Annotated in this window: 25 protein-coding genes; 20 read left to right on the forward strand and 5 right to left on the reverse strand. The window is 71.4% G+C overall.

The features are described from left to right. The first annotated feature begins 70 nt into the window (after positions 1-70). The 6 genes from C8P66_RS03720 to C8P66_RS03745 are packed head-to-tail and all read left to right on the forward strand — an operon-like array spanning position 71 to position 6,523. Positions 71-397, forward strand: coding sequence for an STAS domain-containing protein (locus tag C8P66_RS03720; protein ID WP_111396804.1), 327 nt, complete (start codon positions 71-73; stop codon positions 395-397). After that, positions 363-1,193, forward strand: coding sequence for a CheR family methyltransferase (locus C8P66_RS03725; RefSeq protein ID WP_111396805.1), 831 nt, complete (start codon positions 363-365; stop codon positions 1,191-1,193). The genes C8P66_RS03720 and C8P66_RS03725 overlap by 35 nt, the downstream gene beginning before the upstream one ends. Next, positions 1,190-2,290, forward strand: a complete 1,101-nt coding sequence (locus tag C8P66_RS03730) for a chemotaxis protein CheW (RefSeq protein ID WP_111396806.1) — start codon at positions 1,190-1,192, stop codon at positions 2,288-2,290. Before C8P66_RS03725 ends, C8P66_RS03730 begins: the two co-directional genes overlap by 4 nt. Further along, a complete protein-coding gene (locus tag C8P66_RS03735) occupies positions 2,287-3,360 on the forward strand; it encodes a chemotaxis protein CheB (RefSeq protein WP_111396807.1) in 1,074 nt (357 codons plus the stop codon). The genes C8P66_RS03730 and C8P66_RS03735 overlap by 4 nt, the downstream gene beginning before the upstream one ends. Next, on the forward strand, positions 3,357-4,058 hold the full coding sequence (locus C8P66_RS03740) for a response regulator (protein WP_111396808.1): 702 nt from the start codon (positions 3,357-3,359) through the stop codon (positions 4,056-4,058). Before C8P66_RS03735 ends, C8P66_RS03740 begins: the two co-directional genes overlap by 4 nt. Then, positions 4,055-6,523 carry a chemotaxis protein CheA gene (locus C8P66_RS03745; RefSeq protein ID WP_111396809.1) on the forward strand — a complete coding sequence of 823 codons (2,469 nt, stop codon included), beginning with the start codon at positions 4,055-4,057 and terminating at the stop codon, positions 6,521-6,523. The genes C8P66_RS03740 and C8P66_RS03745 overlap by 4 nt, the downstream gene beginning before the upstream one ends. Before the next feature lie 37 nt (positions 6,524-6,560). On the opposite strand, the gene C8P66_RS03750 is transcribed toward C8P66_RS03745, so the two are convergent. Together C8P66_RS03750 and C8P66_RS03755 are read right to left on the reverse strand one after the other, a co-directional pair. Next, positions 6,561-7,712, reverse strand: coding sequence for a PP2C family protein-serine/threonine phosphatase (locus C8P66_RS03750; RefSeq protein WP_111396810.1), 1,152 nt, complete (start codon positions 7,710-7,712; stop codon positions 6,561-6,563). Further along, complete coding sequence (locus tag C8P66_RS03755; RefSeq protein WP_111396811.1) at positions 7,709-9,358, reverse strand: methyl-accepting chemotaxis protein; 1,650 nt, start codon at positions 9,356-9,358, stop codon at positions 7,709-7,711. The genes C8P66_RS03750 and C8P66_RS03755 overlap by 4 nt, the downstream gene beginning before the upstream one ends. 184 nt (positions 9,359-9,542) lie before the next feature. Here C8P66_RS03755 and C8P66_RS03760 point away from each other — a divergent pair, with 184 nt between their 5' ends. From C8P66_RS03760 to C8P66_RS03775, 4 genes are all read left to right on the forward strand, one after another. Further along, positions 9,543-10,247, forward strand: a complete 705-nt coding sequence (locus C8P66_RS03760; protein ID WP_111396812.1) for an RraA family protein — start codon at positions 9,543-9,545, stop codon at positions 10,245-10,247. A 30-nt stretch (positions 10,248-10,277) separates the two neighbouring features. Next, entirely contained in the window at positions 10,278-10,574 is a 297-nt protein-coding gene (locus C8P66_RS03765) for a hypothetical protein (RefSeq protein WP_146422701.1), read from the forward strand. A gap of 83 nt (positions 10,575-10,657) precedes the next feature. Next, the gene (locus tag C8P66_RS03770) at positions 10,658-11,029 is read left to right on the forward strand and encodes a hypothetical protein (protein ID WP_111396814.1); all 372 of its coding nucleotides are present in this window, start codon (positions 10,658-10,660) and stop codon (positions 11,027-11,029) included. After that, the gene (locus C8P66_RS03775) at positions 11,020-11,457 is read left to right on the forward strand and encodes an acyl-CoA thioesterase (protein WP_111396815.1); all 438 of its coding nucleotides are present in this window, start codon (positions 11,020-11,022) and stop codon (positions 11,455-11,457) included. The genes C8P66_RS03770 and C8P66_RS03775 overlap by 10 nt, the downstream gene beginning before the upstream one ends. On the opposite strand, the gene C8P66_RS03780 is transcribed toward C8P66_RS03775, so the two are convergent. Together C8P66_RS03780 and C8P66_RS03785 are read right to left on the reverse strand one after the other, a co-directional pair. Further along, on the reverse strand, positions 11,441-12,283 hold the full coding sequence (locus C8P66_RS03780) for a DMT family transporter (protein ID WP_245903193.1): 843 nt from the start codon (positions 12,281-12,283) through the stop codon (positions 11,441-11,443). The genes C8P66_RS03775 and C8P66_RS03780 overlap by 17 nt on opposite strands. Before the next feature lie 115 nt (positions 12,284-12,398). Next, positions 12,399-13,634 (reverse strand): NAD(P)/FAD-dependent oxidoreductase, encoded by a 1,236-nt coding sequence (locus C8P66_RS03785; protein ID WP_245903194.1) that lies wholly within the window; start codon positions 13,632-13,634, stop codon positions 12,399-12,401. A 166-nt stretch (positions 13,635-13,800) separates the two neighbouring features. On the opposite strand from C8P66_RS03785, the gene C8P66_RS03790 reads away from it, so the two are divergent. Genes C8P66_RS03790 through C8P66_RS03815 form a run of 6 tightly spaced genes read left to right on the forward strand, consistent with a single transcriptional unit; the run spans position 13,801 to position 19,285 of the window. Continuing rightward, positions 13,801-14,910 carry an extracellular solute-binding protein gene (locus C8P66_RS03790; RefSeq protein WP_158537085.1) on the forward strand — a complete coding sequence of 370 codons (1,110 nt, stop codon included), beginning with the start codon at positions 13,801-13,803 and terminating at the stop codon, positions 14,908-14,910. After that, entirely contained in the window at positions 14,910-15,848 is a 939-nt protein-coding gene (locus C8P66_RS03795) for a 2-hydroxyacid dehydrogenase (RefSeq protein WP_111396818.1), read from the forward strand. Before C8P66_RS03790 ends, C8P66_RS03795 begins: the two co-directional genes overlap by 1 nt. Beyond that, positions 15,848-16,600, forward strand: coding sequence for a class II aldolase/adducin family protein (locus tag C8P66_RS03800; protein WP_111396819.1), 753 nt, complete (start codon positions 15,848-15,850; stop codon positions 16,598-16,600). The genes C8P66_RS03795 and C8P66_RS03800 overlap by 1 nt, the downstream gene beginning before the upstream one ends. Then, positions 16,597-17,652, forward strand: coding sequence for an ABC transporter ATP-binding protein (locus C8P66_RS03805; RefSeq protein WP_111396820.1), 1,056 nt, complete (start codon positions 16,597-16,599; stop codon positions 17,650-17,652). The genes C8P66_RS03800 and C8P66_RS03805 overlap by 4 nt, the downstream gene beginning before the upstream one ends. Then, the gene (locus C8P66_RS03810) at positions 17,649-18,482 is read left to right on the forward strand and encodes an ABC transporter permease (RefSeq protein WP_111396821.1); all 834 of its coding nucleotides are present in this window, start codon (positions 17,649-17,651) and stop codon (positions 18,480-18,482) included. The genes C8P66_RS03805 and C8P66_RS03810 overlap by 4 nt, the downstream gene beginning before the upstream one ends. Then, complete coding sequence (locus C8P66_RS03815) at positions 18,479-19,285, forward strand: ABC transporter permease (RefSeq protein ID WP_111396822.1); 807 nt, start codon at positions 18,479-18,481, stop codon at positions 19,283-19,285. Before C8P66_RS03810 ends, C8P66_RS03815 begins: the two co-directional genes overlap by 4 nt. 38 nt (positions 19,286-19,323) lie before the next feature. On the opposite strand, the gene C8P66_RS03820 is transcribed toward C8P66_RS03815, so the two are convergent. After that, entirely contained in the window at positions 19,324-20,913 is a 1,590-nt protein-coding gene (locus C8P66_RS03820) for an ABC transporter substrate-binding protein (RefSeq protein ID WP_245903195.1), read from the reverse strand. Positions 20,914-21,088: 175 nt separating this feature from the next. Between C8P66_RS03820 and C8P66_RS03825 the strand changes: the two genes are divergently transcribed. The 4 genes from C8P66_RS03825 to C8P66_RS03840 are packed head-to-tail and all read left to right on the forward strand — an operon-like array spanning position 21,089 to position 25,255. Beyond that, on the forward strand, positions 21,089-21,862 hold the full coding sequence (locus tag C8P66_RS03825) for a class II aldolase/adducin family protein (protein WP_111396824.1): 774 nt from the start codon (positions 21,089-21,091) through the stop codon (positions 21,860-21,862). Beyond that, on the forward strand, positions 21,859-23,469 hold the full coding sequence (locus tag C8P66_RS03830) for an amidohydrolase (protein WP_111396825.1): 1,611 nt from the start codon (positions 21,859-21,861) through the stop codon (positions 23,467-23,469). The genes C8P66_RS03825 and C8P66_RS03830 overlap by 4 nt, the downstream gene beginning before the upstream one ends. Next, complete coding sequence (locus C8P66_RS03835) at positions 23,469-24,410, forward strand: ABC transporter permease (protein ID WP_111396826.1); 942 nt, start codon at positions 23,469-23,471, stop codon at positions 24,408-24,410. Before C8P66_RS03830 ends, C8P66_RS03835 begins: the two co-directional genes overlap by 1 nt. Next, positions 24,407-25,255, forward strand: coding sequence for an ABC transporter permease (locus C8P66_RS03840; RefSeq protein WP_111396827.1), 849 nt, complete (start codon positions 24,407-24,409; stop codon positions 25,253-25,255). The genes C8P66_RS03835 and C8P66_RS03840 overlap by 4 nt, the downstream gene beginning before the upstream one ends. The last annotated feature ends 9 nt before the right edge of the window (positions 25,256-25,264 follow it).

A 25,264-nucleotide genomic window follows, 5' to 3' on the forward strand; every position in this document is an offset into this window, starting at 1 on the left:
CGTCGGGCGGGCTGGCGCGCCGCCCCGGCGGCGGCGATAGTGCGGTGGAATTTCCTCCGAGGGGCAACCGATGCAAATCGTCGAAACACGCGCGGGCGCGGCCATGGTCGCCGCCATCGATGGCCGGCTGGACACCGCGACGGCGGCCGAGGCCGAGACGAAGCTGCTGGCGCTGCTCGGCGCCGGGCCGCTGATCGTCGATCTGGAGGCGGTGCGTTACGTCTCTTCCGCCGGGCTGCGCGTGCTGCTCAAGACGGCCAAGCAGGCCCAGTCGGCGGGCGTGAAGTTCTCCGTCTGCGCCTTGCAGCCGGCGGTGCGGGAGGTCTTCGAGATCAGCGGCTTCGACCGCATCATCCCCTCCTATGCGACACGGGCCGAAGCCATCGCCGCCGGCTGATCCTGCCGGCCCGCCGGGCGCGATCGTCGCGCGGCGGGCCGCCGACGAGTGGCGCCTTCCCGCTTTGCTGGATGCGCTGGCGCGTCTGGCCGGGTTGAAGGCCGACTCGGTGCTTCGCGGGCGAATCGCGCGGCTGCCGCCGGCGGTGCTCGCGGCCGCCGACCCGCGTCAGGTCCGGCTCGACCATCCCGGCTGGGCCGGGGTGCTGGATGGCGTGACGGTGCAGGAGACGCGGCTGTTCCGGCACCCGGCGCAGATGCTGGCGATCGGGGCCTGGCTGGAGACGGCCGGGCCAGCGCCGCTGCTGCTTTCGGCCGGCTGCGCCTCGGGCGAGGAGGCCTGGAGCCTCGCGGCATTGCTGCTGCAACGGGGCGCGCGGGAGGGGCGGGTGCTGGGCATCGACCTCTGCCGCCCGGCGCTGGCCCTGGCCGAGGCCGCGGCCTATGGCCCCGCGCCGCCCGACCCGCTGCGCGACGTGCCCGACACCTGGCAGCCGATGTTCCTGGCCGAGGCCGGCCTCGTGCGGCCGCTGGCGGCGCTGCGCGAGATGGTCGCCTTCCGCCGCGCCTCGCTGCTGGACCTGCCCTTGGATACGGCGCCGCTCGATCTGGCGCTGTGCCGCAACGTCCTGATCTATCTGACCGCACCCGCGCGGGTGCGGGTCGTGACCGGCCTCGTCGGCCGGCTGCGGCCGGGCGGGCTGCTGGGGCTGGGGACGACCGATTCGCTGCCGCCCGGCCTGCCGCTGCGCCCCTGGGGCCCGCCCGGCATGGCGCTCTGGGAAAAGCGCGCATGAGCACGCCGGTCGCGGCCCTCCGTGCCGCGGGCAAGGTCTGGCGCCTGCCGCCCGGCAGCATGGCGGCCGAGGCCGCGACCATGCGGGCGCTACCGGCCGGGGGGGTGGCCGGGCTTGCTTTGCTCGCGGGCCGCGCGGTGCCGGTGCTCGCCCCTGGCGGCGCGGCCGGGTCGGCCTGGGCCATGGTGCCGCTGGCCGGGGGCGATCTGCTGGTGACCGGGGAGGCCCTGCTGGCCGAGGCCCCCGCCGGCGCGCCGCCGCTGCCGATGCCGGACATGCCGCCCCGGCAGGCCGCCCCGCCGCCGGCGCCACCGCGCCTCGCCGCGCCGCCCAAGGCAGCGGCACCCGGCGCCGTGGCCTCCGGCGCGCTGGACCTGATTTCGGCGGGCGGGCGGCTGCGGGTCGGGCTCACCGCCTTGCGGCATGTGGTGCCGCTGCCGGCCTGGCGCCCGGTGCCGGGGGCACCGGCGGAGGTGCTCGGCTGGACCATCGCCGATGGCGCCCCGGTGCTGGTGCTGGACCCGGGCGGCATGGCGGGGGGGGCGGCGCATCTGGCGTTGCTGACCCTGGGCGGCCGGCTTTTGGGCATCCCTTGCGCGCGGCTGGCGCCGGCCCCGGTGGAGGGGGTCGATCTCTCCCGCCTCGCGCAGCTTGTGCATTGGGCCGCCGCGGCACCACCCGAGGTGCCGCTGGAGACCGCCGCCACGCGCTCGCTGCTGCTGGTCGTGGCGGGCGGGCAGCGCTTCGCCCTGCCGGCGCAGGATGTGGAGGCCGCCATCGCGCCCTTGCGCGCCAGCGCTTTGCCCGGCGGCGCGGCCGTGATCATGCATAAGGGCGATGTGCTGCCGGTGCTCGATGCCGGTGTCCTGTTGGGCGGCACGCCGGTGCTCGATGGCCGCGCCAGCCCCTGCCTGCGGCTGCGGCTGCCCCGCCCGGTGGCGCTGGCGGTCTCCGCCATCGAGGCGCTGCGCGCGGTGCCCGGGACGGCGATCGCGCCCCTCTCGGCCCCGGGATTCGCCATCGCCGTTCTCAGCCTGAATGGCGAGGCGGTGCCGGTCTGCTCCGCCGCCAGGCTCGGCGGGGCCTACGACCAATGATCCGCGTGCTGATCGCCGATGACAGCGGCTTCATGCGCCTGGCCCTGCGCCGGATGATCGAGGCCGAGGCCGATCTGCAGGTGGTGGGCGAGGCCGCCGATGGGCTTGCCGCCGTCGAGCAGGCGGCGCGGCTGCGTCCCGATGTCGTCACCATGGACATGGAAATGCCTGGGCTGGACGGGGTCGAGGCCACGCGGCGCATCATGGCCCGCCCGGACCCGCCGGCCGTGGTGATGGTCAGCCACCATACCCAGGACGGCAGCGCCGCGGCGCTGGCGGCGCTGGCGGCCGGGGCGTCCGATACGATCTGGAAGGGCTCCACGCTGTCGGGGCTGGGCGCGCTGGACCTCGGCGCGCTGGATGCGGCGCTGCGGGTGCGGCTGCGGCATTGGGCGGATCTGCGCCGGGCCACGCGCGGCGCCGAGCGCCTGGCCAATCGCGGCCGTGGCGCGGCGGTGGCGGCCCTCGCGCCGACCGGCTGCGTGGCGCCGCCGGTGCAGAGCGGGGTGCAGATCGTGATGATCGGCGCCTCCACCGGCGGGCCGGATGCGATCGTCGCACTCCTGAAGGCGGCGGGGCCGCTGCCGGTGCCGGTGCTGGTGGCGCAGCACATGCCGGCCGAACTCGGCGCGCATTTCGTGACGCACCTCGCCGAGCGCAGCGGCGTGCCGGCGATGCTCGGCACCCATGGCATGGCGCTGCCCACGGGCTGCACGCTGCTGCTGCCGGGCGGCGCGGATGGGCTGGTCGCGCGGGCGGCGGCGGGCGGCTTCGTCTTGCGCCTCGCCCCCGGGCACGGGGCGGTGCATCCTTCGGTGGACGTGCTGTTCCGCTCGGCCGCCGTGGCCGCGGACCGCGCCTTGGGGGTGGTGCTGACGGGGATGGGACGCGACGGGACGGCGGGGGCGGAGGCGATGGCCCGGCGCGGCATGGCGGTGCTCGCGCAGAGCCCCGAGAGCTGCGTCGTCGCCGGCATGCCCGGCGCGCTGATCGCCGCAGGGTTGGCGGCCGAGGTGGAACCGCCCGAGGCGCTTGGCCTGCGGCTCGCGCGACTGCTGCGGCCCTCGTGACGATCCTCGACCCCGAACTGCTTGAGGCCTTCGTCCCGGAATTCGCGGACCTCTGCGGCCGGCTGTCGGCTGCCGCCGAGGTGGGGGCGGCGGGGCGCGGCCTGGATGCGCTGCACGGCATGGCCGGGGCCTTCGGCATCGCGAGCCTGGTGGCGATGATCGAGGCGGCGCGGGAGGCGCTCGACCCCTTCGACCCCACCATGCCGGAGACGACGGCGCAGCTGCTGCGCGCGCGCCTCGCCGCCATCGCCGATGCCGGCGCCGACCTGCCGCCCGAGGCGGCCCCGGCCGGTCCCGGGCGCCTGCGCGTGCTGATCGTGGATGACAGCGCCCTGATGCGGCGGCTGCTGCGCGAGGCGGTGGCGGAGGATGCCGGCGTCGAGGTGGTGGCCGAGGCCGCCGATGGCACCGCCGCCCTGCGCGCCATGGCGGAACACCAGCCGGATGTGACCTTGCTGGATATCGAGATGCCGGTGCTGGACGGCTTTGGCGTGCTGCGCCGCCGTGCGCTGTTCGGCGGCCCCGGGGCGGTTGTGGTGGTCAGCAGCGCGGCACCGCCCGGCTCGCCCGCCGCCGTGGCCTTGCGTCGGCTGGGCGCGCAAGCGGTGGTGGGAAAGCCCTCGGGCGCCTTCTCGCCCGATCTGGCGCGGCAGGCGGGGGCGGCGATCCGCGCGGCGCTGCGGGGGGCGGTGCCGTGATCGCCGCCGATGATCCGCTCTGGGCCGAATTCGCCGCCGAGAGCGAGGAGCATCTGGACACGCTGGACCGGCTGCTTTCGGCCGGTGCCGGCGGGCTGGGGGCGGATGGCATCAACCGCCTGTTCCGCGCGATGCACAGCCTCAAGGGCATGTCCGACGCGCTGGGGGCGGCGGGGATGACGCGGCTCGCGCATGTCTCCGAGGATCTGCTCGGCCAGATCCGGAGCGGGCGCCGTGCCCTGGACCCCGAGGCCGGGGACGCGCTGCGCGCCGCGGTCGATACGCTGCGGGGCCAGCGCGCGGCGGTGCTGGGGCGGGACAGCGAGCGGCCCGCGCCGGGCGCGCTGCTCGATCGCCTGGCGGCGCTGGTGGCGGGCGAGGCGCCCGTGGGGGCCGCACCCGCGGTGCGCGCGATCCCCGAAGCCAACCCCATGCTGGCCAGCATGGCCCAACGCCTGGCCGAGGCGTTGCCGCTGCTCGGGGCAGGCGATGCCCTGCCGCTGCTGCGCGACCTTGCGGAGGCCGCGGATATCGCGGGGCTGCCCGGGTTACGCGATGGGCTGCGGGCGGTGGCCGTGGGTACGCCGGCGGCACTGCCCGCGCTCGGCCGGCTGCGACGGATCATCGCGGTGCTGAACGAGGTGGCGGGGCTGCCGGCCCCAGGGGCCATCGCCGATCCCGCCTTGCTCGCCCCCTGGCTCGCGCCGGTGCTGGCGGCGGGGGGCGTGGGGCTGGCGCCGGCGCTGCTCGCCGATGCCGCCGCCTGCGCCAGCGCCTGTGGCGCGGAGGATGTGGAGGCCGCGCTCCTCGCCTTGCAGGATCTGCTGGAGCGTGGCGCCGAGGCCGATACCGCCGCCGTGCTGGCGACCATGCGGCCCAGCCTGCTGGCCCGGATCGCCACCGCCGAGGCGCTGCCCCCGCCCGAGGCGCTGCCCGATGATCCGCGCCTGCCCCCGGCCTTCCTGCCGGTGCTGGGCCCCGCCGGCCGCGCGCGGGTGCTGGCGGCGCTGGAGGCCGGGCAGACGCTGTTCCGCCTGCGTCTGGCCCTCGGCGCCGATGCCCTGGCCGAGGCCGCGGTCGCCGAGGCGATCTCCACCCATGGCGAGATCATCGCGAGCCATCCGCTGCCGGAGGCCGGGCTGCTCGACCTGCTGATCGCCTCGGGCGCCGGGCTCGATCCGCTCTCCCGCGCGGCCACCGCGGCCGATCCGGCCCGGCGCGTGGTGCTGGCGCTCGGCCCGATCGGCGAGGAGAGGCCGCCGACCAGCACCGACCTCACCAGCACCATGCGGGTGCGGCAGGAGGTGATCGACGGCATCATCACCTTGGAGGCCGAGGTCCGCGCCGCCGCCATGGCCGTCGAGGAAGCCATCGCCGAGGGGGGCGCGCGGGCCGATCTGGCGCGGCTCAACGTGCTCGGCCAGCGCCTGCCGACCGGCCCGGCGCGGGAGGCCGCGAGTGCCGCCGACCGGCTGCGGCGGTTCCTGGACGGGCTGGAGGGCGCCGAGCAGCGCCTCGGCCTCGCGCTGCGGCGGCTCGACGATGCGGTGATGGATCTGCGCGTGCTGCCGATCGGCACGCTGTTCGCGCGGCTGCCGCGCGTGGTGCGGGCGGTGGCGGAGGCAGGGGCGAAACAGGTCGATCTGGCGATCGAGGGCGAGGAGGTGACGCTGGACCGCGGCCTCGTGGAACTGCTGGCCGATCCGCTGCTGCATCTCACGCGCAATGCCGTCGATCATGGGATCGAGGCGCCGGCCGAGCGGCTGGCGGCGGGCAAGCCCGCGCGGGCGGTGCTGCGGATTTCGGCGGCGCGGCGTTCGGGCCAGGTGCGGCTACGCGTCTCCGATGATGGGCGCGGCATCGATACCGATGCGGTCTTCGCCCGCGCGGTCGAACGCGGGCTGCTCACCGCCGCCGAGGCCGCCGCCGGCACCGCGACCGAGGCGCATGCGCTGCTGTTCCGCCCCGGCTTCTCCACCATGCGGCAGGTGACCGAGACCTCCGGCCGCGGGGTCGGGCTGGATGTGGTGCAGGATGCGGTGCGCCGGGCGGGCGGCAGCCTGGAGGTCGCGAGCCAGGCGGGGCAGGGCACCTCCTTCACCCTGCGGCTGCCGCTGACGGCGGCATTGGCCCCGGTGCTGCTGGTCCAGGTCGGCGGCCAGCCCTGCGCCATCCCGGCGGGGCGGGTCGAGGCGGTGTCGGCCGCCGCCGATACGGAATTGCCGGTGATCGACCTCGCGCCCCTGCTGGGGCTGATCCGGCGGGGCGAGGGCGAGATCGTCGCCGTCACCGTGCGCGGCCGCAAGCTTGGGCTGCTGGTGGACCGGGTGCAGCGGCGCACGGATATGCTGCTGCGCCCGCTGCATCCGGCGCTGGCGGCGCTGCCGGGGGTGGGGGGTGTCGGCGTGCTGGGGAATGGCGAGCCGGTGCTGGTGATCGAGCCGGATGGGGTGGTCGAGGCCTGAGGCTCAGCCTCGCCTGAGGCTTAGCCCCGCCTGAGGCTCAGCCCCGCCGGATCACCAGGATCGTGATGTCGTCATTTGCCGGGTTGCCCGCGACGAACCCCGCGACCGCCGCCAGGGTCGCCGCGACCACCGCCGCCGGGCTGGCGAGGGCGACGGGGGCCAGCATCGCCTCAAGCCGTTCACGGCCGAAGAAATCCTGGGCGGCGTTCTCGGCCTCCGACACGCCATCGCTGTAGAGGTAGAGCCCCTGGCCCGGTGCCAGCGACAGCGCCGAGGAGGCGTAGTCGAACCCCTCCCAGGCGCCGAGCGGCGGCTGGCGCGCGAAGCCGGTCAGCACGCGGGGTGCCGCGCCATCCAGCAGATAGGGCGCCTCATGCCCCGCGACGCAGATGCGGCCTTCGCCCGTCGCCGCATCCAGCACGATCAGCGCTGCGGTCACGAAGGTCTGGCTGTCATTGTCGGCGGCAAGGTCCGCATTGGCATGGCGGAGGATGGCCGCCGGATCGGGCAGCGGCCCCGGCACCAGCCGCGCGGCGGCCCGGATGGCGCCGACCGTGCGGGCCATGGTCAGCCCGGCCGGCGCGCCCTTGCCCGAGACATCCGCGACACAGAGCAGCACCCCGCCGCCCGGCAGGCGCATCGCTTCATAGAGGTCGCCGCCGACCTGCCGCGCGGGGATCATCGCCGCCGCGATGCTTAGCCCCGGGGGGGCGATGGCCGCGAAATCGCGCGGCACCAGGGAAAGCTGCGCGGTGCGGGCGCTTTCGAGCTCGGCCTCCAGCAGGCGCAGCCGCTCGTCGGCCAGATCCCGCAGCCGCTTCTTCTCCAGCACCGCGCCGAGCCGCGCCCGCAGCAGCGGCGGGTCGAAGGATTTCGGCAGATAATCCTCGGCGCCGAGTTCGATGCAGCGCACGATCTTTTCCATCTCCGTCAGCGCGGAGATGACGATGACGGGGGGCGCGTTGGCCGGGTCCCGGCGCAGCGCTTCCAGCACGCCGATGCCGTCCAGCTCGGGCATTTCCAGATCGAGCAGCACGCAGTCGAAGCGCCGCGCGGCGATGGCCGCCAGCCCCTGCACGCCGTCATTGGCCATGGAAACGTCGTTGTAGCCCTGCTCCGCCAATCGGCGTTTCAGCATCAGCCGGTTGAAGGAGCTGTCGTCGACGATGAGCAGCGCGACATCACTCATGCCCGCTGGCCGCGCGCCATGGTCTCGACGGCGCTGCGGGTTTCGGTCGCAAGGCGCGACAGGTCGATCATGGTCACGGTGATCTCCTCGGCGGCTGTCGCATTGGATTGCCCGATGCGGGAGAGGGTGGTGACCCGCTCCTCGATGCCGGTGACGGTCGCCTGCTGCTCCTCCATCGCCACCGCGATCAACGCGGCGAGCCGGGCACTTTCGGCGACCAGATGGGTCAGGCTGTCCATCGCCTCGCCGACCGCGGCGGCGGTGCCGCTGCCCTGGCGGGTGCGGCGGCCGGCAACCTCGACCACATCGGCGATTTCCTGCGCGAGCTGTTCGGAGGAGGCCGCCAGCGCCCGGACTTCCTCGGCCACCACGGCCAGGCCGCGGCCGTGCTCGCCGGCGCGCGCCGCCTCGATCGCCGCGTTGATCGCGAGGATATTGGTCTGGGTCGCGATCTTGGCGATGTGGCCGGCGATGCGCGTGACACGCTCGGTGTCATCGCCCACGGCATCCACCAGCTCGATGAGGCGATGCACCTTCTCCACGCTGGCGGAGAGCAGGCCGCGCGCCTCGGCGGCACGGTCATTGGCATCCTGGGTGCTGCGGCCGACGTCGCGGATGGCATCGGCCGATTGCGACAGCGCCTCCACCACCTGGCGCAGTTCGGAAAGCTGGGTGAGCGCGCCGTCGCTGACCTGCCCGATCGCCTCCGAGGCCTGGTTGGTGGCGATGGCGGTGCGTCGGGCGTTCTCCATGGCACTCCCGGTCAGGCGGCGCTGCGCCTGGGCGGTGTCGCGAAAGACCAGCACGGCGCGGGCCATGGCGCCCACCTGATCGGAGCGGTCGGCCCCCGGCACCTCGGCCTCCACATCGCCATGGGCGAGGCGGTCCATGCTGGTGGCCACGCGGTCGATCGGCCGCGCGATCAGCCAGACCAGCACGTACCAGATCAGCCCCGAGCCCAGCAGGCCGACCAGGCCCGCGCCGACCACGACGCGTACGGCGCGCGTGGACAGGGCATTCGCCTCCATCAGCGTCGCAGCGATCCGCGTATGCACCGCCTTCCGCGCGGCGGCGGCGACGCCGTTGAAGGTGGTGGCGAAATCCAGCCATTCCTCGTGCAGCGGGGCATATTCGGCACGCCGGCGGGCGGCGAAGGCGTCGCTGACGCGGGCGGCGAATTCGGGCATCCGCGCCATCATGTCGCGGCCGCCGCTCAACACCAACGGGTCCATCTCACTGCCCAGCGCCGCCTCCAACCGCCCGAAGTTCGTGACAAGCTGCGTCGCGCTGCGCGACATCCGGCTCGCGGCGGGCCCTGGGGGGATCACCCCCGCGGTGACGCCGGCGAAGGCGGCGGAGACATCGGCAAGCTCGGTCGCGAATTCATCGGCGATGGCATCGGCGTCCCGGTCGCTGGTGCCCATGTGGAGGATGATCGCGGATTGCTCGGCGCCGACGAACAAGGCGGTGCCGGTCAGCAGCCCGACCGTGCAGAGCATCAGCAGCGCGATCAGCACCGCCTTGGTGCCGATGCGGCCGAACCAGGCGCGGAGTCCCTGCTCCATCGGCGGCATGGCGTCCGCGGCGGAGGCCCCTGGGGCCTCGGCATCGCCAGCGTGGGGAAGGGGGCGCAGGGTCTCGTTCATCGCCTTGGCATCATGCTGGCGGAGAGGCTAGCCGGGGTGGACCCAAGGCGCCAGTCAAGCTGGCCTATGGGCGGGATGCCGGAAATCGCGGGGGATTGCGCCAGCGGCCCAAATCCGTGGCGGGAGGGGGTTTGACCGCCCCTCGCGCAGCGTCGATCCTGTGCGGAACACGGGAGAAAACGCCATGACCGAACGAGCCTTCACCGCGGCCGACCTCGAAGCCCTGCGGGCCTGGGACACGCCCACCATCTGCAATGCGCTGGAGGTGGTGACGCCGCATCGCCGCGGCCATGGCTTCACCGTGCGCCCCTTCCAGGTGGCCGATGTGGCGATGAAGCCGATGTGCGGCCTGGCCCGCACCGGCACCATCCGCGCCGCCCATCCCGCCGGCCGCACGAAGGAGGCCGATCGTGCCTCCCGCGTCGGCTGGTACGAATATGTGGCCGAGGCCGCGATGCCGACCATCGTCGTGTTGCAGGACCTGGACGACGTGCCCGGCACCGGCGCCTTCTGGGGTGAGGTGAACAGCAATGTGCACAAGGCGCTGGGCTCGCAGGGCTGCGTCACCAACGGCTCGTTCCGCGACCTCGACATGCTGGCGCCGGAGTTCCAGATCCTCGGCATCATCAACCCCTCCCATGCGCATGTGCATGTCGTGGCGCGCAAGCTGGAGGTGACGGTGCATGGCATGGCGGTCACGCATGATGCCGTGGTCCATGCCGACCGCCATGGCGCGGTGGTGATCCCCGATGAGGCGGTGACCAAGCTGCTCGCCACCATCGACCTGTTGACCCGCAAGGAGGCGGTGATCCTCGACCTCTGCAAGGCGGGCAAGCTGAACATCGCCTCGCTGCGCGAGGCCTTCTCGAAGATGGACGACATCCACTAAGCCCCGGCAGCCGGCCGAGGGGGAATGACGATGCGCCTGTCGCGACCCGGGTTGGTCGCGGCCGGGCTGCTGGTCGCGAGTTGCGCGCCGCCCCCGCCCGACTACAGCATCACCCCCGGCACGGATGGCAATTTCCGCATCACCCTCAGCGCCGAAGGCCCGGCTGCGCGCTGCCGCGCCGAGGTGCTGCGGCTCGCGCGGGAGGAGAGCGCGCGCCGCGGCATGCCAGGCGGCGTTATCGATGACACCGGCATGGCGGTGACGGCGGCGCGCGGCCGATGCACGGCCGAGTTGACCGTCTCGACGCTCGGCGCCTGGCCGAGGTGACGCTGCGGGGCGGCGCGGTCTAGATTGACCTGGGCCGCGGATCGCGCCGCCTCTTCGAAGATGGACGCCATGCCTTGAGGTTAGTGCCGATCTACCTGTCCCTGCTGCTCGCGACCCCCGTGGCGGCGCAGGAATTCTGGACCCGTGAATTGCCCGGCATCGCGCCGAGCCTGCGCGCCTGCCTCGGCACCGAGGCGCGTGCCTCGGTCGTCGCGGCGGTGCCGCTGGAGGGCGGGCGCGTGCTGGCCCGCATCCGTGGCGCCGATGGCGAGCGGGTCGATTGCACAGCACTCGGCGATCGCGTCACCGGCCGCCGGCCGGTGGGCATCGCGCCGCCCATGGTGGGCGAGGATGAGCGCCGCTTCACCCTGGAGCGCGGCTGCGTCGATGCCCGCCGGGTGGATGCGGCGGATGGCACGGTGCTCGGCTGGATCGGTTATCCCGGATGCGGCTGACCGCGCGGGTTCTGCCCGAATGGGTCGATCACTACGGGCATATGAACCTCGCCTATTACCTGCTGGCCTTCGACCGCGCGACCGACACGCTCTGGCCGACCATCGGGCTCGGGGCCGGGCTGCGGGCGCAGGGGCTCGGCACCTTCGCCGCCGAGACCTGGGTCGGCTACCAGCGCGAGGTGACGGAGGGCATGGAACTCGCCTTCAGCAGCGAGGTGCTGGGCTTCGACGACAAGCGCCTGCTCATCCGCCATCTGATGTTCCATGCCGAGGAAGGCTGGCTCGCGGCGGAGAATGAGGTGCTGTTCCTCTGCGTCGATCTCGTGGCGCGCAAGGTCGGCCGCTGGCCGGAGGCGACGCTGGCGGCCTTCGCCCTCGCCCCGCAGGGCGCGCCGGCCAAGCGGCTCGCCCTCAAGCGGGCCGGTTGACCAGCCAGATCCCGACGCAGATCAGCACCAGCGCGGTGACCAACGGCAGGGTCACCGCCTCGCCCAGCAGCACCGCCCCGGCGAGCACGCCGAACACCGGGGTCAGGAAGGACAGCGCCGCGAGCCCCGAGACGCGGTAGCGCGTGATCAGCCAGAACCAGGCGAGGTAGGAGCCGAAGGCGACCAGCACGATCTCGAAGCCCAGCACGCCAAGGATCAGCGGGCTGGGGTCGAAGATGCCCGGCTCCCCAAGTGCCAGGCCCAGCGGCAGCAGCAGCGCCGAGACCGCGAGTTGGGAGGCGAGCGTCGCCTCGGCCGGGGCGAAGCGCAGCCGGGTCGCCTTGATGGTGATCGTCGTCGCCCCCCAGGCCATCGCCCCGGCGAGGCAGAGCAGATCCCCGATCGCCTCCCGCCCCGAGGGCAGGCGCAGGCTGTCGCCGAAGGCCAGCATCAGTGCCACGAGGCAGAGCCCGAGCCCCGCGGCCTTGCCCCGGGTCAGCCGGTCGTTCGGCAGCAGCAGATGCGCGAGCAGCGTGATGAGGCAGGGCGCGGTATAGAGGAAGACCACCCCGCGCGCGGCGGTGGTATAGGTCAGTCCGGTATAGACCAGCACGAATTCGCCCGCGAACAGCGCCCCGCACAGCGCCGCCGCGGCCCGCGCGCCCTCCGGCGGCACGATCGGCACCCCGCGCGCGCGGCACCAGAGCCAGAGCAGCGCCAGGCTGCCGATCGAGCGCAGCCCGGCATGGGCGAGCGGCGAAATGCCCTCGCCGCCGACCTTCATCGCCACCTGGCCGACGCCCCAGGCGGCGCAGAGCAGCACCATGAGGGCCGTGGCCGAGGTGTCGATTCTCTCTGAGGCAGGGGGCCGCTCGGAAGCAGGGGGAGAGGTCAGCGGTCCGGCACCCATCTCGTGGTGACGGCTTCTGGCATGGGAAGGCTCAGGCGGCGAGACGGTCCAGCCGGTCGCGCAGCCGATACCAGCCCCCCACCATCGGCAGGAACCAGGGGTCGCCGGTATAGCCCGGCACCGTCGGCACCTTCAGCCCATCCAGCGCGAAATCCGAATTGCCGGCGCCGGCCATCTTCAGCGCGACCTGATGCCCGAGCCAGCTTGCCATCGCCACACCCGAGCCCTGGCAGCCGGCGGCGTAATGCACCCCGTCCTCGACGCCGATATGCGGCAGGAAGTCGAAGGTGAAGGCGACATTGCCGGTCCAGGCATGGGTCAGCTTCACCTTGGCCAGTTCGGGGAAGACCTCGGCCATGGTGGCATGCAGCACGGGGGCGGCGATCCCGGGCGTGGTCGGGCCGAAGCTCGCCCGCCCGCCCCAGATCACCCGCGAGCCATCCGGCGAGGGCCGGAAATAGTTCAGCACCCGCTTGGTGTCGCTCATCGTGCGGCGCTCGGGGAAGAGCCGGTCGATCAGCCCCGGTTCCAACGGCTCGGTCGCGATGATGTAGGAGCCGACCGGGATCATCCGCTTCGCGAGCCAGGGCATCGCCGAGGAGCCATCGGTGCCGCGGGTATAGCCGTTGGTCGCCATCAGCACCGCATCGGCGGTGAACTCGCCGGCGCTGGTCGCGATGCGGAAGCCATTGCCCTCGGGCCGCGTCGCCTGGACGCGCACGCCATCCACAAGGCGCGCCCCCGCGGCCTCGGCCGCCTTGGCGAGGCCGCGGGCGTATTTGCCGGGATGCAGGCTGCCGCCAGCATCGGCGATCATTCCGCCATGGTAGTGGTCGCTGCCCAGCGCCTCGCGCTGCCGCGCCCGTGGCACCATCCGGGTCGGCATGCCCGTCACCTCGGCGAGGTAGCCGGCGCGGGCGGCGAGGCCGTCGTAGTGCCTGGGCGTCCAGGCCGGCATGAAGCGGCCGCAGCGGACGTAATCGCAGTCGATGCCCTCGCGGGCGATGGTCTCCTCCAGGAAGGGGAAGGAGGCGGTGACGGACTCGGCGATTCGCCGCGCGCCTTCCTCGCCATAGGCGGAACTCAGCGACTTGGCCGCGACCTTGATGCCGCCCGAGACCATGCCGCCATTGCGGCTGCTCGCCCCCCAGCCGATGCGCTCGGCATCAAGAACCGTGACCTCGTGCCCGAGGCGGCGCAGGGTGAGCGCTGCGGAGAGCCCCGCATAGCCACCGCCGATGATGGCGACGGCGGTGCGGTCCGGCAAAGCGCCTCCCCGTTGTGCAGGTTCGGCCGCATCCCACCAATATGGGGCAATCCGGAAGTTTTCGGCGAAAAGAGGGTGGCTTGTGGTCATTGCGGGGGGCGCCGCCTTTCGATTGACTTCCATTCATCAGGGTCGCGCCAGCCGGCCCGCGAGGCAAGGGATCACGATGATGCAAACATTCCAGCAGGATTGCATGGAGCTCGCCATGCGCAAGTTCCGCGAAGGCAAGGTCGATCGCCGCGCGCTGCTCGCCGGCCTCGTGGGGCTCGGCGTGCTGCCGGCCGGCAGCGATGCCGCGGCCCAGGCGGCGCAAGAGATGGTGATGGTCAACTGGGGCGGTGTCGCCAACCAGGGCTTCGGCACCAACTACGGCGCGCCCTTCATGGCGGCCAACCCGGGTTGGAAGGTGGTGCAGGACAGCACCGGCCCGAGTGCCGGGCGCATCCGCAGCATGGTCGAGAGCGGCCGCACCACCTGGGACCTCTGCGACAGCTCCGCCTCCTCGGCGATCCTGCTCGGCAAGGCGGGGTTGCTGAACAAGATCGACTACAGCGTCGTGCAGAAATCCGACGTGATCTCCCCCGCCTTCGCCATGGAGCATGGCGCGGCGCCCTATTCCTTCAGCAGCGTGCTGATCTACGACACCGCGAAATTCCCCAATGGCGGCCCGCAGAACTGGGCCGATTTCTACGACGTCCAGAAGTTCCCCGGCACAAGGCTGCTGCGGCGGGATGCGCTGGCGGTGCTGGATGGCGCGCAGATGGCGCTCGGCAAGAGCCCGGCGGCCCTCTACCCGCTCGACGTGCCGGCCTGCCTCGCCAAGCTGCGCGAAATCCGCCGCAACTGCGTCTTCTGGACCAATGGCAGCGAGAGCGAGCAGTTCATGCGCACCGGCGAGGCGGTGATGGGCCAGATCTGGCACACCCGCGCCACCATCCTGGAACGCGAGACCAGCGGCCGGCTGAAGTTCATCTGGAACCAGGGCCTGTTGCAGGGCGGCATCTTCGTCAGCCCCAGGGGCAACCCCGGCGGGGCGATGGTGCAGAAGCTGCTGGCCTCGATGCTGGCCAATCCCGAGCCGCAGGTGGAGCTGCTGAAGTTCCTCGGCAATGGCCCGACCAACCCGCGCGCCGCCGCGGTGGTGCCCGAGGAGTTCAAGCGCTTCAACCCGACCGATCCGGCCAATGTCGCCGTGCAATGCACGCTGGACGGCACCTGGTGGGGCGAGAACTACGCCGAGCTGAACAGCAAGGTCTTGGATGTGATCACGGGCTGATGCCGCATCTGTTGGTGAAATCGGGCGGCCTTGCGTCGATGCCCGAGTGGAAGGCGGCCTTCGCGGAGGCCGCCCCTGAACTGAACGTGGCCCATTGGGATGATGCCGTCCCGGTCGAGGACGTGCGTTATGTGATGGTCTGGGACCCCGAGCCGGGGCGGCTTGCCACCCTGCCGGGGCTGCATGTGGTGTTCTCCTCCGCCGCCGGCGTGGACAACATCACCCGCGACCCGGACTGGCCACGGCATCTGCCGCTGGTCCGCATGGGCGGGGACAATACGGCGCAGCGCATGGGCGAATACATCGCCTGGGCCTGCCTCTCGCTGCTGCGCGGCGGGCGGCGGATCGCGCTCTCCCAGGCCGCTTCGCGGTGGGAGAATTTCGAGAACCCGTTCAGCGCCGCGGAGCGCCGGGTCGGGATCATGGGGCTCGGCAACCTGGGCACGCGGGCGGCGGAGATGCTGCAAGGGCTCGGCTTCGCCGTCTCCGGCTGGTCGCGCACGCGCAAGTCGCTGCCGGGGGTCGCCTCCTTCGCCGGGGATGCGGAGCTGGATGCCTTCCTGGCGCAGACCGACATCCTGGTCTGCCTGCTGCCCTCCACACCTGAGACGGCGGGGCTGATCTCCGCCCCGTTGCTGCGAAAACTGCCGGCGGGGGCGGGGCTGGTGAATGCCGGGCGCGGCAGCCATGCCAGCCTGCCGGACATCATCGCGGCCCTGGACAGCGGTCATCTCTGCGGCGCCGTGCTCGATGTGTTCGAGCCGGAGCCCCTGGCCGCCGACAGCCCGGCCTGGACCCATCCCAAGATCATCGTGACGCCGCATCTCGCCTCGCTCGCGCCGCGGCGGGAGCGGGCGCGCTATGTCGTGGACGCGATCCGGGCCTATGAGATGGGCGCACCCCTGCCCAACCTCTATGATCCTGACAAGGGCTATTGATGATCGCCAAACCGCCCTCGGGCCCCGCCACCGAAGCCGCATTGCGTGAGGATCTGGCCTGCGCCTATCGGCTGATCGCGCATTTCGGGATGACCGACCTCGTCTACACGCATCTGTCGGTGCGGGTGCCGGGGGCCGGTCATCGCTTCCTGGTCAACCCCTATGGGCTGTTGTTCGAGGAGGTCACCGCCTCCAGCCTGGTGCTGGTCGATGCCGATGGCGAGCCGGCGCAGCCGACCGACTGGCCGGTCAATCCGGCGGGCTTCGTGATCCATTCCGCGGTGCATCGCGGCCGCGCCAATGCGGGCTGCGTGATGCACACCCACACCTTGGCGGGCATGGCGGTTGCGGCCCAGGCGGATGGGCTGCTGCCGCTGAACCAGATCAGCATTGAGTTCACCGGCCGCGTCACCATCCATGGCTATGAGGGCGTCGCGGCCGAGGACAACCTCTCCGAACGCGAGCGCCTGGTGCGCGACCTCGGCGACAAGCCGGCGATGATCCTGCGCAATCACGGGCTGCTTACGGTCGGCGCCACGGTCGCCGAGGCCTTCTACTGGATGTATTATCTGGAGCAGTCCTGCCGTATCCAGATCGCGGCACAATCCTCCGGCGTGGCGCTGTCGCTGCCGCCCGTCGAGGTGGTGGCGCATACCACGAACCAGTTCGGCACCGGCTCCGACAAGGGCTGGCTGGTCTGGCAGGCGCTGAAGCGGAAGATGGACCGCGAGCAGCCGGGCTATCGGGCATGAGCCACGCCCTCGCGCTTCACGGCGTCACCAAACGGTATGGCAATTTCGTCGCTGTCGATCGCGTCTCGCTCGATGTCGCGGCGGGCTCGTTCCTGACGCTGCTGGGGCCGAGCGGCTCGGGCAAGACCACCATACTGATGGCGATCGCGGGCTTCACCGTGCCGGATGCGGGGCGTATCCTGCTGGACACCAAGGACATCACCGCCCTGCCGCCGGAGAAGCGCGACTTCGGCATGGTGTTCCAGGGCTATGCGCTGTTCCCGCATATGACGGTCGCCGAGAACGTCGCCTTCCCCTTGCGCGTCCGCGGCATGGGCCGCGCCGAACGCGAGGACAAGGTGCGCGCGGCGCTCGACCTCGTGCAGCTTTCGGCCTTGGGCGACCGCCGGCCGCAGCAGCTTTCGGGCGGGCAGCAGCAACGCGTGGCGCTGGCCCGCGCGCTGGTCTTCGACCCGGCGCTGCTGCTGCTGGATGAGCCGCTCTCGGCGCTGGACAAGAAACTCCGCGCCGAGTTGCAGGAGGAGCTGCGCGCGCTGCATCGCCGCGTCGGCCGCACCTTCGTCAATGTCACCCATGACCAGGATGAGGCGCTGTCGCTCTCCGACCAGGTCGCGATCCTGAACCATGGCAAGCTGATCCAGACCGGCGAACCGGCCGCGCTGTATGAGCGCCCGGCGACGCGGTTCGTCGCCGATTTTCTGGGCAAATCGAACTTCCTCGAAGCCACTGCCGAAGGCGGCGTGCTGCACCTCGGCGGCCTCGACCTGGCCCAGGCGGATGCGCCGGCCTCCGGCCCGGTGCTGCTCTCGCTGCGGCCCGAAAAAATCGCGCTGCTGGCCGATGGCGAAACCGCCGCCAATGTCGCGCCCGGAAAAATCCTGAGCTGGTCCTATCTCGGCGCCGGGTATTCGCTGGTGGTGGATACGCCGATGGGGCCGCTGCGCGCCTCGCTGCCGTCCTGGCGCGCGCCGATCGCGCCCGCCGAGGGCCTGGCCGTGCGTCTGGGTTGGGCCGCGGATGCCGCCGTCGCGGTGGCCGAGGATCCGGCATGAGGCGCGACACCGGCTGGTGGCTGCTGATCGCGCCGGCCTTCCTGTTGCTGACCCTGGTCTATATCGCCCCGATCGCGCAGGTCCTGGCGATCAGCGTGATGGAGCCGAGCCCTGGCCTCGGCAATTACGAACGCCTGTTCACCAGCGAGAGCGTGCAGCGCGTCATCGTCACCACGCTGCGGATCTGCATCATCACCACGGCCATCGCGCTGCTGCTGGGCTACGGGCTCGCCTATGTCATCGCGCTGGCGACCGAGCGGGCGCGGCGCTGGTGGCTGCTCGCGGTGCTGGTGCCCTTATGGATCTCGGTGCTGGTGCGCGCCTTCGCCTGGGTCACGCTGCTGCGCCGCCAGGGGGTGATCAACGAGGGGTTGATCGCCGCCGGGGTCATCACCGAACCGCTGGCGCTGGTCTGGAACGAGACCGGCATCGTGATCGGCATGGTGCATTACATGGTGCCCTATGCCGTGCTGCCGATGCTGGCGGCGATGCGTGAGGTCGATCCGCGCCTGCTCGCCGCGGCGCGCGGCATGGGCGCCTCGCGCGGGTTCGCCTTCAGCCGGGTGTTCCTGCCGCTGTCGATGCCGGGGGTGATCGCGGCGGGGGTGCTGGTCTTCATCTTCTCGCTCGGCTTTTACATCACGCCGGCGCTGCTCGGCGGCGGGCGGACGCTCATGGTCGCGGAATGGATCAAGCTGCAGATCCTGGACCTGCTGCGCTGGGGACTGGGGGCGATGATGGCGACGGTGCTGGTGCTGGCGATCCTGGCGACGCTCGTGGTCTTCTCGCGCCTCGTGAACCTGCGGCGCCTGTTCGGGGGCGGGGCATGAACGGGGGTCACGGACCCGGCGGCGGTCACGGCCCGGGCCCCTTCGCGCGCGGCATCGCCTGGGCGACGGCGCTCTATCTGCTGCTGCCGCTGTCGATCGTGCTGCCGGTCTCGCTGACCGACCAGCGCTTCCTGTCGCTGCCCAAGCACGACATCTCCTGGCAGTACTACCACAACCTGTTCACCTCGCCGCTCTGGCTGGACGCCATGGCGCAATCCTTCTGGATCGCCTGTGCGGCAACCGCGATCGCGGTCATCTGCGGCACGCTCTGCGCCATCGGCTGCTGGCGGCTGGCGCGGCGCTCGACCGAGGTGATCCGGGCGCTGATGCTGCTGCCGCTGATCATCCCCTCGATCGTCTATGCGATCGGGCTGTATCGCTACTTCGCCTGGGCGGGGCTGCTCGACACCTTCCTCGGCGTGGCGCTGGCGCATGGGGTGACGGGCATCCCCTATGTGATCGTCACCGTCTCCACGGCGCTGGCGGCCTTCGACCCGCGGCTGGAACAGGCCTCGCGCGGGATGGGGGCTTCGCTGCGGCAGACGCTGGCTTGGGTGATCCTGCCGCGGATCATGCCGGGCATCGTCTCGGGCGGGATCTTCGCCTTCATCCATTCCTGGGACGAGCTTCTCATTGTCCTCTTCATCGCCTCGCGCAACGTCTACACGCTGCCAAGGCGGATCTGGAACGGGATCAACGAGAACCTGGACCCGACCATGGCCGCCGTCGCGGTGCTGCTGATCGGGATGACCCTGGCGCTGCTGCTGCTGGATATGGCGCTGCGGCGCCGCCGGGAGGGGTGAGGCGAGGGGGGCGTCGCCGCCCTCCTCGCCCAAGGGTGCTACTGCTTCGACACGCCCCAGAACACCGGCACGGTGGTGGGGCGCAGCCCGACCACATTGGCGCGATAGGCGGCGAGGGTGCGGTACTGCCCGGCGTTGATATAGGGCAGCACCACATACGCCCGGGCATGGACCCGGTGCAGGATCTCCATCCGCTTGGCGGGATCATTCTCCTCCCACCAGGACCGGCGCAGGTTTTCCAGCTCCTGGTCGCAGGGCCAGCCGGTCAGCCCGCCCTCGCAGGGGCTGGCGAGGTAGAGGTTCGTCAGCGGGTTCTGCCCGTCGAGCACATTGGCGACGGTGACAAAGAAGTTCCAACCGCCCTGGTCCACCGGCTCACGGCGGTTGCGGCGCTGGGTCACGGTCGCCCAATCCATCGAGGGCGTGTCCACATTCAGCCCGGCGGTGCGGAACGCCGCAGCCATGGTCTGGGTCGCGGCATGGTTGGTCGGGCTGTCGGCCGCATCCATGAACACGATCCTGCGCCCGTCATACCCGGCTTCACGCAGCAGGGCGCGGGCGCGTGCCACATCCGGCTCTCGCAGCCCCACGGCCCCGGCCGAGGAGTCCAAGGGCGAGCCGCAGAAGAAATAGGCGGGGCAATAGGGCACCTGTTCGGCCGGCCGCACGCCGACGGCGTTCAGCACATCCTGCTGGTTGATCAGATGCAGCAGCGCCTGGCGGGCCTCGGGCCGATCGAAGGGCGGCTGGGTGTGGTTGATCCGCAGCCAGACCATGAAGCCCACGGGGTTGAGCGCCATGGTCCGCACGTCGCGGGCGCGTTCCAGGGTCGGGATCAGATCGGGCGCGGGCTGTTCAATGAAGTCGATCTCACCGCGCTGCAGCGCCGCGGCCGCGGTCGCGGGGTCGGGCAAGGAGAGCCACTCGATCCGCTCCAGCAGCGCCACCTTGCCGCCGGCGAAGCCGTCGGCGGGCTCGGCGCGGGGGCGATAGGCGGGGTTGCGGAGATAGACCGCGCGCTCGCCGGCCCGCCACTGATCGGTCTGGAAGATGAAGGGGCCGCTGCCGGTCGCATCGGTGATGGCGGTATTGGCCGGCGTGCTGGCGATCCGCTCCGGCATCACGAAGAGCGCGCTCGCGGTCGGCCGGGCCAGCGCCTCGGTCACCAATGCGAAGGGGCGGGCGAGGCGGAGGGTGAAGGTCTTGTCGTCCACCACCTCAAGGGCGCCGGTCGCGGAGGCCAAAGCCTTGCCGACGATGTCGCGCTGTTCCCAGCGGCGGATCGAGGCTACCGCATCCGCCGCCCGCACCGGCGTGCCGTCATGGAACAGCAGGCCGTCGCGCAGGGTGAAGCTGTAGCTCATCCCATCCGCGGAGACCTCATGCGCGCCGACCATCTGCGGCTGGGCGACGCCTTTGCTGTCCAAGGCAAAAAGCTGGTCATAGACCATGAAGCCATGGTTGCGGACGAAGGCGGCGGTGGATTGCACCGGGTCCAGGCTGGCCAGATCGTTGACCAGCACGATCCGAAGGGTGCCGGAGGGGGCGGGCTGGCTCCAGGCAGGCGCGGCGAGGGACACCGCCAGGGCCAGCGGCAAGGCCAGCCGGCGGGTGAAGGCGCGGATCATTGGGGACATCTCCTTGGTGGCCGGGCATGATCGCCCATCGCCTTGGGCATGCAACCGCCTATTGCCCAAGCCCTGGGCAGGATTGGTCGCCAAGGGCCATCGGTTTTGCCTCAACAGTGTTGACGCGGCGCCGTCACGGCATGACTTTGAGGCAATCCGGTTAAGGAGCTCCCGCATGACCTACGCCGCCCCCCCTTCCAGCCTCCATGGCGTGTCGGAGGCCGAATGGGCCGTCCGCTGCGATCTGGCGGCGCTTTATCGGCTCATCGCGCATTTCCGCATGACCGATTTCATCTACACCCATCTCAGCGCCCGGGTGCCCGGCCCCGACCACCACTTCCTGATCAACAAGTACGGCGTGCTCTTCCATGAGATGAAGGCGTCGGATCTGGTCAAGATCGACCTGCACGGCAATGTCATCGAGGACGGGCCGGAGTCCAAGCGGGTCAATGCCGCGGGCTTCACCATCCATTCCGCGATCCACATGGCGCGGGAAGACCTGATGTGCGTGGTGCATACCCACACCGCCGCCGGCATGGCGGTCGCGGCCCAGAAGCAGGGGCTGCTGCCGATCAGCCAGCATGCGCTGAAATTCTATGGCCACCTCGCCTACCACGGCTATGAGGGCATCGCGCTCGACCTCGACGAGAGGGACCGGCTGGTTAACGACCTTGGCACCCACAAGGCGATGATCCTGGCCAACCACGGGCTGCTCGTCGCCGGCGAGACGATCCCCGAGGCGTTCAACTACATCTATTACCTGGAGCGCGCCTGCCAGGCGCAGGTCGCCGCACTCACCGGCGGCTGCGAACTGGTGCTGCCGCCCGAGAGCGTGCGGCTGAAGACGGCCGAACAGTTCAACCGCCCGAACGTCCAGGACCACTACATCTGGGCCTGGGACAGCGCGCTGCGGCTGATCGAGGGTCAAGGCTCCGACTGGCGTTCATGACGTCGGGGCTACTGCTGCACGGCGGGCGCGTCTGGACAGGGTCCGGCGCGCCGCTCACCGATGCCGTGCTGCTGCGCGATGGCGTCGTCACGGCCCTCGGCGAGGACGCGCTGGCGGCTGCGGGGCCGGAAGACCGGCGGCTCGACCTCGAAGGCCGCCTCGCGACCCCGGCGCTGGATGAGGCGCATATGCATCTGCTGCCCTATGGGCTCGGGCTGGTGGAGGTGAACCTGCGCCCCGACCAGGTGCGGACCCTGGATGCGCTGCTCACCCGCATCGCCGATGCCGCCGCCGCCACGCCCAAGGGGGCCTGGCTGATCGGCCGGGGCTATGACCACACCGCGCTGGACGTGGCCCGCCACCCGACCGCGGCCGAACTGGACCGCGCCGCCCCCAACAACCCGGTCTTCATCAAGCGGACCTGCGGCCATATGGGCGTCGCCAATGCCGCGGCGATGCGGATCGCGGGCGTCGGCCACAATACCCCGGACCCTGAGGGCGGGGTGATCGGGCGCGGCCCCCGCGGGCTGACCGGGCTGTTCCAGGAACGCGCGATGCGCCTGATCCTGGACGTCACCCCGGTCCCGGATGAGGCCGCCATGGTGACCGCGATCGAGGCGGCGGGGCGCAACCTCGCGAGCTTCGGCTTCGCTTCCGCCTCGGACATGAATGTCGGGATGACGGCGGGCCTCGCGGAACTCGCCGCCTATCGCCGCGCCTTGGCCGAGGACCGCTTGCAGCAGCGCATGTGGCTGGTGCTCTCCGCCAATCCGGAAGGCATCGCCGAAGCCGCCTGGGCCGAGGGCCTGCGCCCCGATGTCACCGACCCGATGCTTGCCTGCGGCGCGGTGAAGGTCTTTGCCGATGGCAGCGCCGGCGGCATGACCGCTGCCTTCATGGACCCCTACCTGCCCGGCGGCACCGGCGTCTTCTGCTTCCCGGAGGAGACGATGCATGGGCTGCTCGCGCTTTGGCATGGCCGGGGCTTTGCCCTGAACATCCATGCCATCGGCGATGCCGCGATCGAGCAGGTGCTGAAGGGCATGGAGGACCTGCCCGATCCGCGCCCACGCCACCGCATCGAACACGCCGGCTGGGCCAATCGCCACCAGCGGCGGCGCATGCTGGCCGCGGGCGTGCTGCCGGTGCCGCAGCCGATCTTCCTCTATGAGTTCGGCGACAGCTACATCGACGTGCTGGGGCCGGAGCGGGCCAACGCCTGCTACCCGATGCGGACCTTCGTCGAGGAAGGCCACAACCCCTCGGCCTCCTCGGACTGCCCGGTCTCGACGGTCGATCCCTTCGTGAATTTCTTCACCATGCGGACGCGGCAGACCAGCCGTGGCCGGGTGCTGGGGGCGGGGGAGACGCTGACCGCCGAACAGGCGCTGCATGCCTATACCTCGGCCGGTGCCTTCGCCCGCTTTGCCGAGACGCGGCGCGGGACGCTGGCGCCGGGCATGGATGCGGATGTCGCCGTGTTCGACACCGATCTGCTGGAGGCCTCGCCCGAGGCGGTGAAGGGCGCGCGCTGCGACCTGACGATCCGGGGCGGCCAGGTGATCCATGACCGCCACGGGGTCTTTGCCAACGGGGCGCTTGGCTGATGCTGCGCCACGCCGCGGAGCGCATCGCGCTCGCGCTGCCGGTGCTTCTGGGGGTGGTGCTGGTCGGCTTCCTGTTGATGCAGGTGGTGCCGACCGACCCCGCCATTGTCCGCGCCGGGCCCAATGCCACCATCGATATCGTCGAGGCGATCCGTCGCGATCTCGGGCTCGACCAGCCGCTTCATGTGCAGTTCGGCCTGTACATGTGGCGGCTGGTGCAGGGCGATCTTGGCGTCTCCATCATCAACAACGTGCCGGTGTCGCAGGAGCTGGGCGCGACCATCGGCCCGACCCTGGAGCTGATGTTCGCGGCCCTGATCTGGTCGATCCCGCTCGGGATCGGGATGGGGACGCTCTCGGCCTATCTGCGCGGGTCGTGGCTGGACCGGCTGATCATGGCGATCTCGGTCGGTGGGGTGTCGGTGCCGGTGTTTTTCGTCGGCCTGCTGCTGATCTGGTTCGTCGGCTTCCAATGGCAGTGGCTGCCCTTCACCGGGCGGCAAGGGCCGCTCTGGACCCTACAGGGGCTGCGCGGCGTGGCGCTGCCGGCGATTACTTTGGGCGGCGTCTTCATCGGGCCGGTGGCGCGGATGACGCGGACGGCGGTGCTGGAGGTGCTGTCCGCGGACCACGTCCGCACGGCGCGGGCCAAGGGGCTGACCGAGACCGCCGTCGTGCTGCATCACGCGCTGCGCAATGCGCTGATCCCGGTGGTGACGCTGATCGGCTTGCAGATCGGCTTCCTGCTCGGTGGCGCTGTGGTGACCGAGACGGTGTTTTCCTGGCCGGGCGTCGGGCGCCTCGCGGTGGGGGCGATCACCTCCTCCGACTTTCCCATGGCGCAGGGGACGATCATCGTGCTGTCGGGCGGCTTCATCATCGTGAACCTGATCGTCGATCTGCTTTACGGTGTGCTCGATCCGCGGGTGCGCGGGGCATGAGTGCGGCCCTCTCCGCCCGGCCCTCGGTGCTGCGGCTGGTGTTCCGCGATGTGGCGGCGGCGGCGGCGGCGAGCTTCCTGCTGCTGGTCGTGCTGGCGGCGCTGTTCGCGCCCTGGCTGGCGCCGGTCGATCCCTATGAGACGGACCTCATGTCGGTGATGACGCCGCCTGGGGGCGACTACATCCTGGGCACCGATGGGCAGGGGCGGGACATGCTGTCGCGGCTGCTGTTCGGGCTGCGGATGACCTTGCTGATGGGGGTCGCCGCACTGGTCGTCGGCGGCGTCATCGGTGTCAGCATCGGGCTGATCGCGGCGCATTGGCGGCGGCTGGATGGCGTGTTGATGCGGCTGATGGATGTCATGCTGTCCTTCCCGGCGATCCTGTTCGGCCTCGCGCTCGCCGCGATCTTCGGGCCGGGGCTGGTGGCCGTGGTCATCGCCTTGTCGGTCGCGACCGTGCCGCTGATGGCGCGGATCGCCCGATCGACCGCGCTCGTGGTGATGGCGCAGGATTATATCGAGGCCGCGCGGGCCACCGGCATGGGCTCCTTCCGGCTGATCCGGCGGCATCTGGCGCCCAATTGCGTGGCGCCGCTGCTGGTGTTCGCCACCCTGCGGCTGGGGCAGGTGATCCTGCTGGGCTCGGCGCTGTCCTTCCTGGGACTGGGGGCGCAGGCGCCGACGGCGGAGCTTGGCGCCATGGCCGCCCAAGGGCGCACCTTCCTGTTTTTCGCCCCGCATATCGCGGTGATCCCCTCGCTCGCGATCTTCGGAATCGTTCTGGCCTGCAATGTGCTTGGGGATGCGCTGCGCGACGCGCTCGATCCGAAGCTTCGACCCTGAAACAGCCGG

Source organism: Humitalea rosea (genome assembly GCF_003253705.1).
Taxonomy (GTDB): domain Bacteria; phylum Pseudomonadota; class Alphaproteobacteria; order Acetobacterales; family Acetobacteraceae; genus Humitalea; species Humitalea rosea.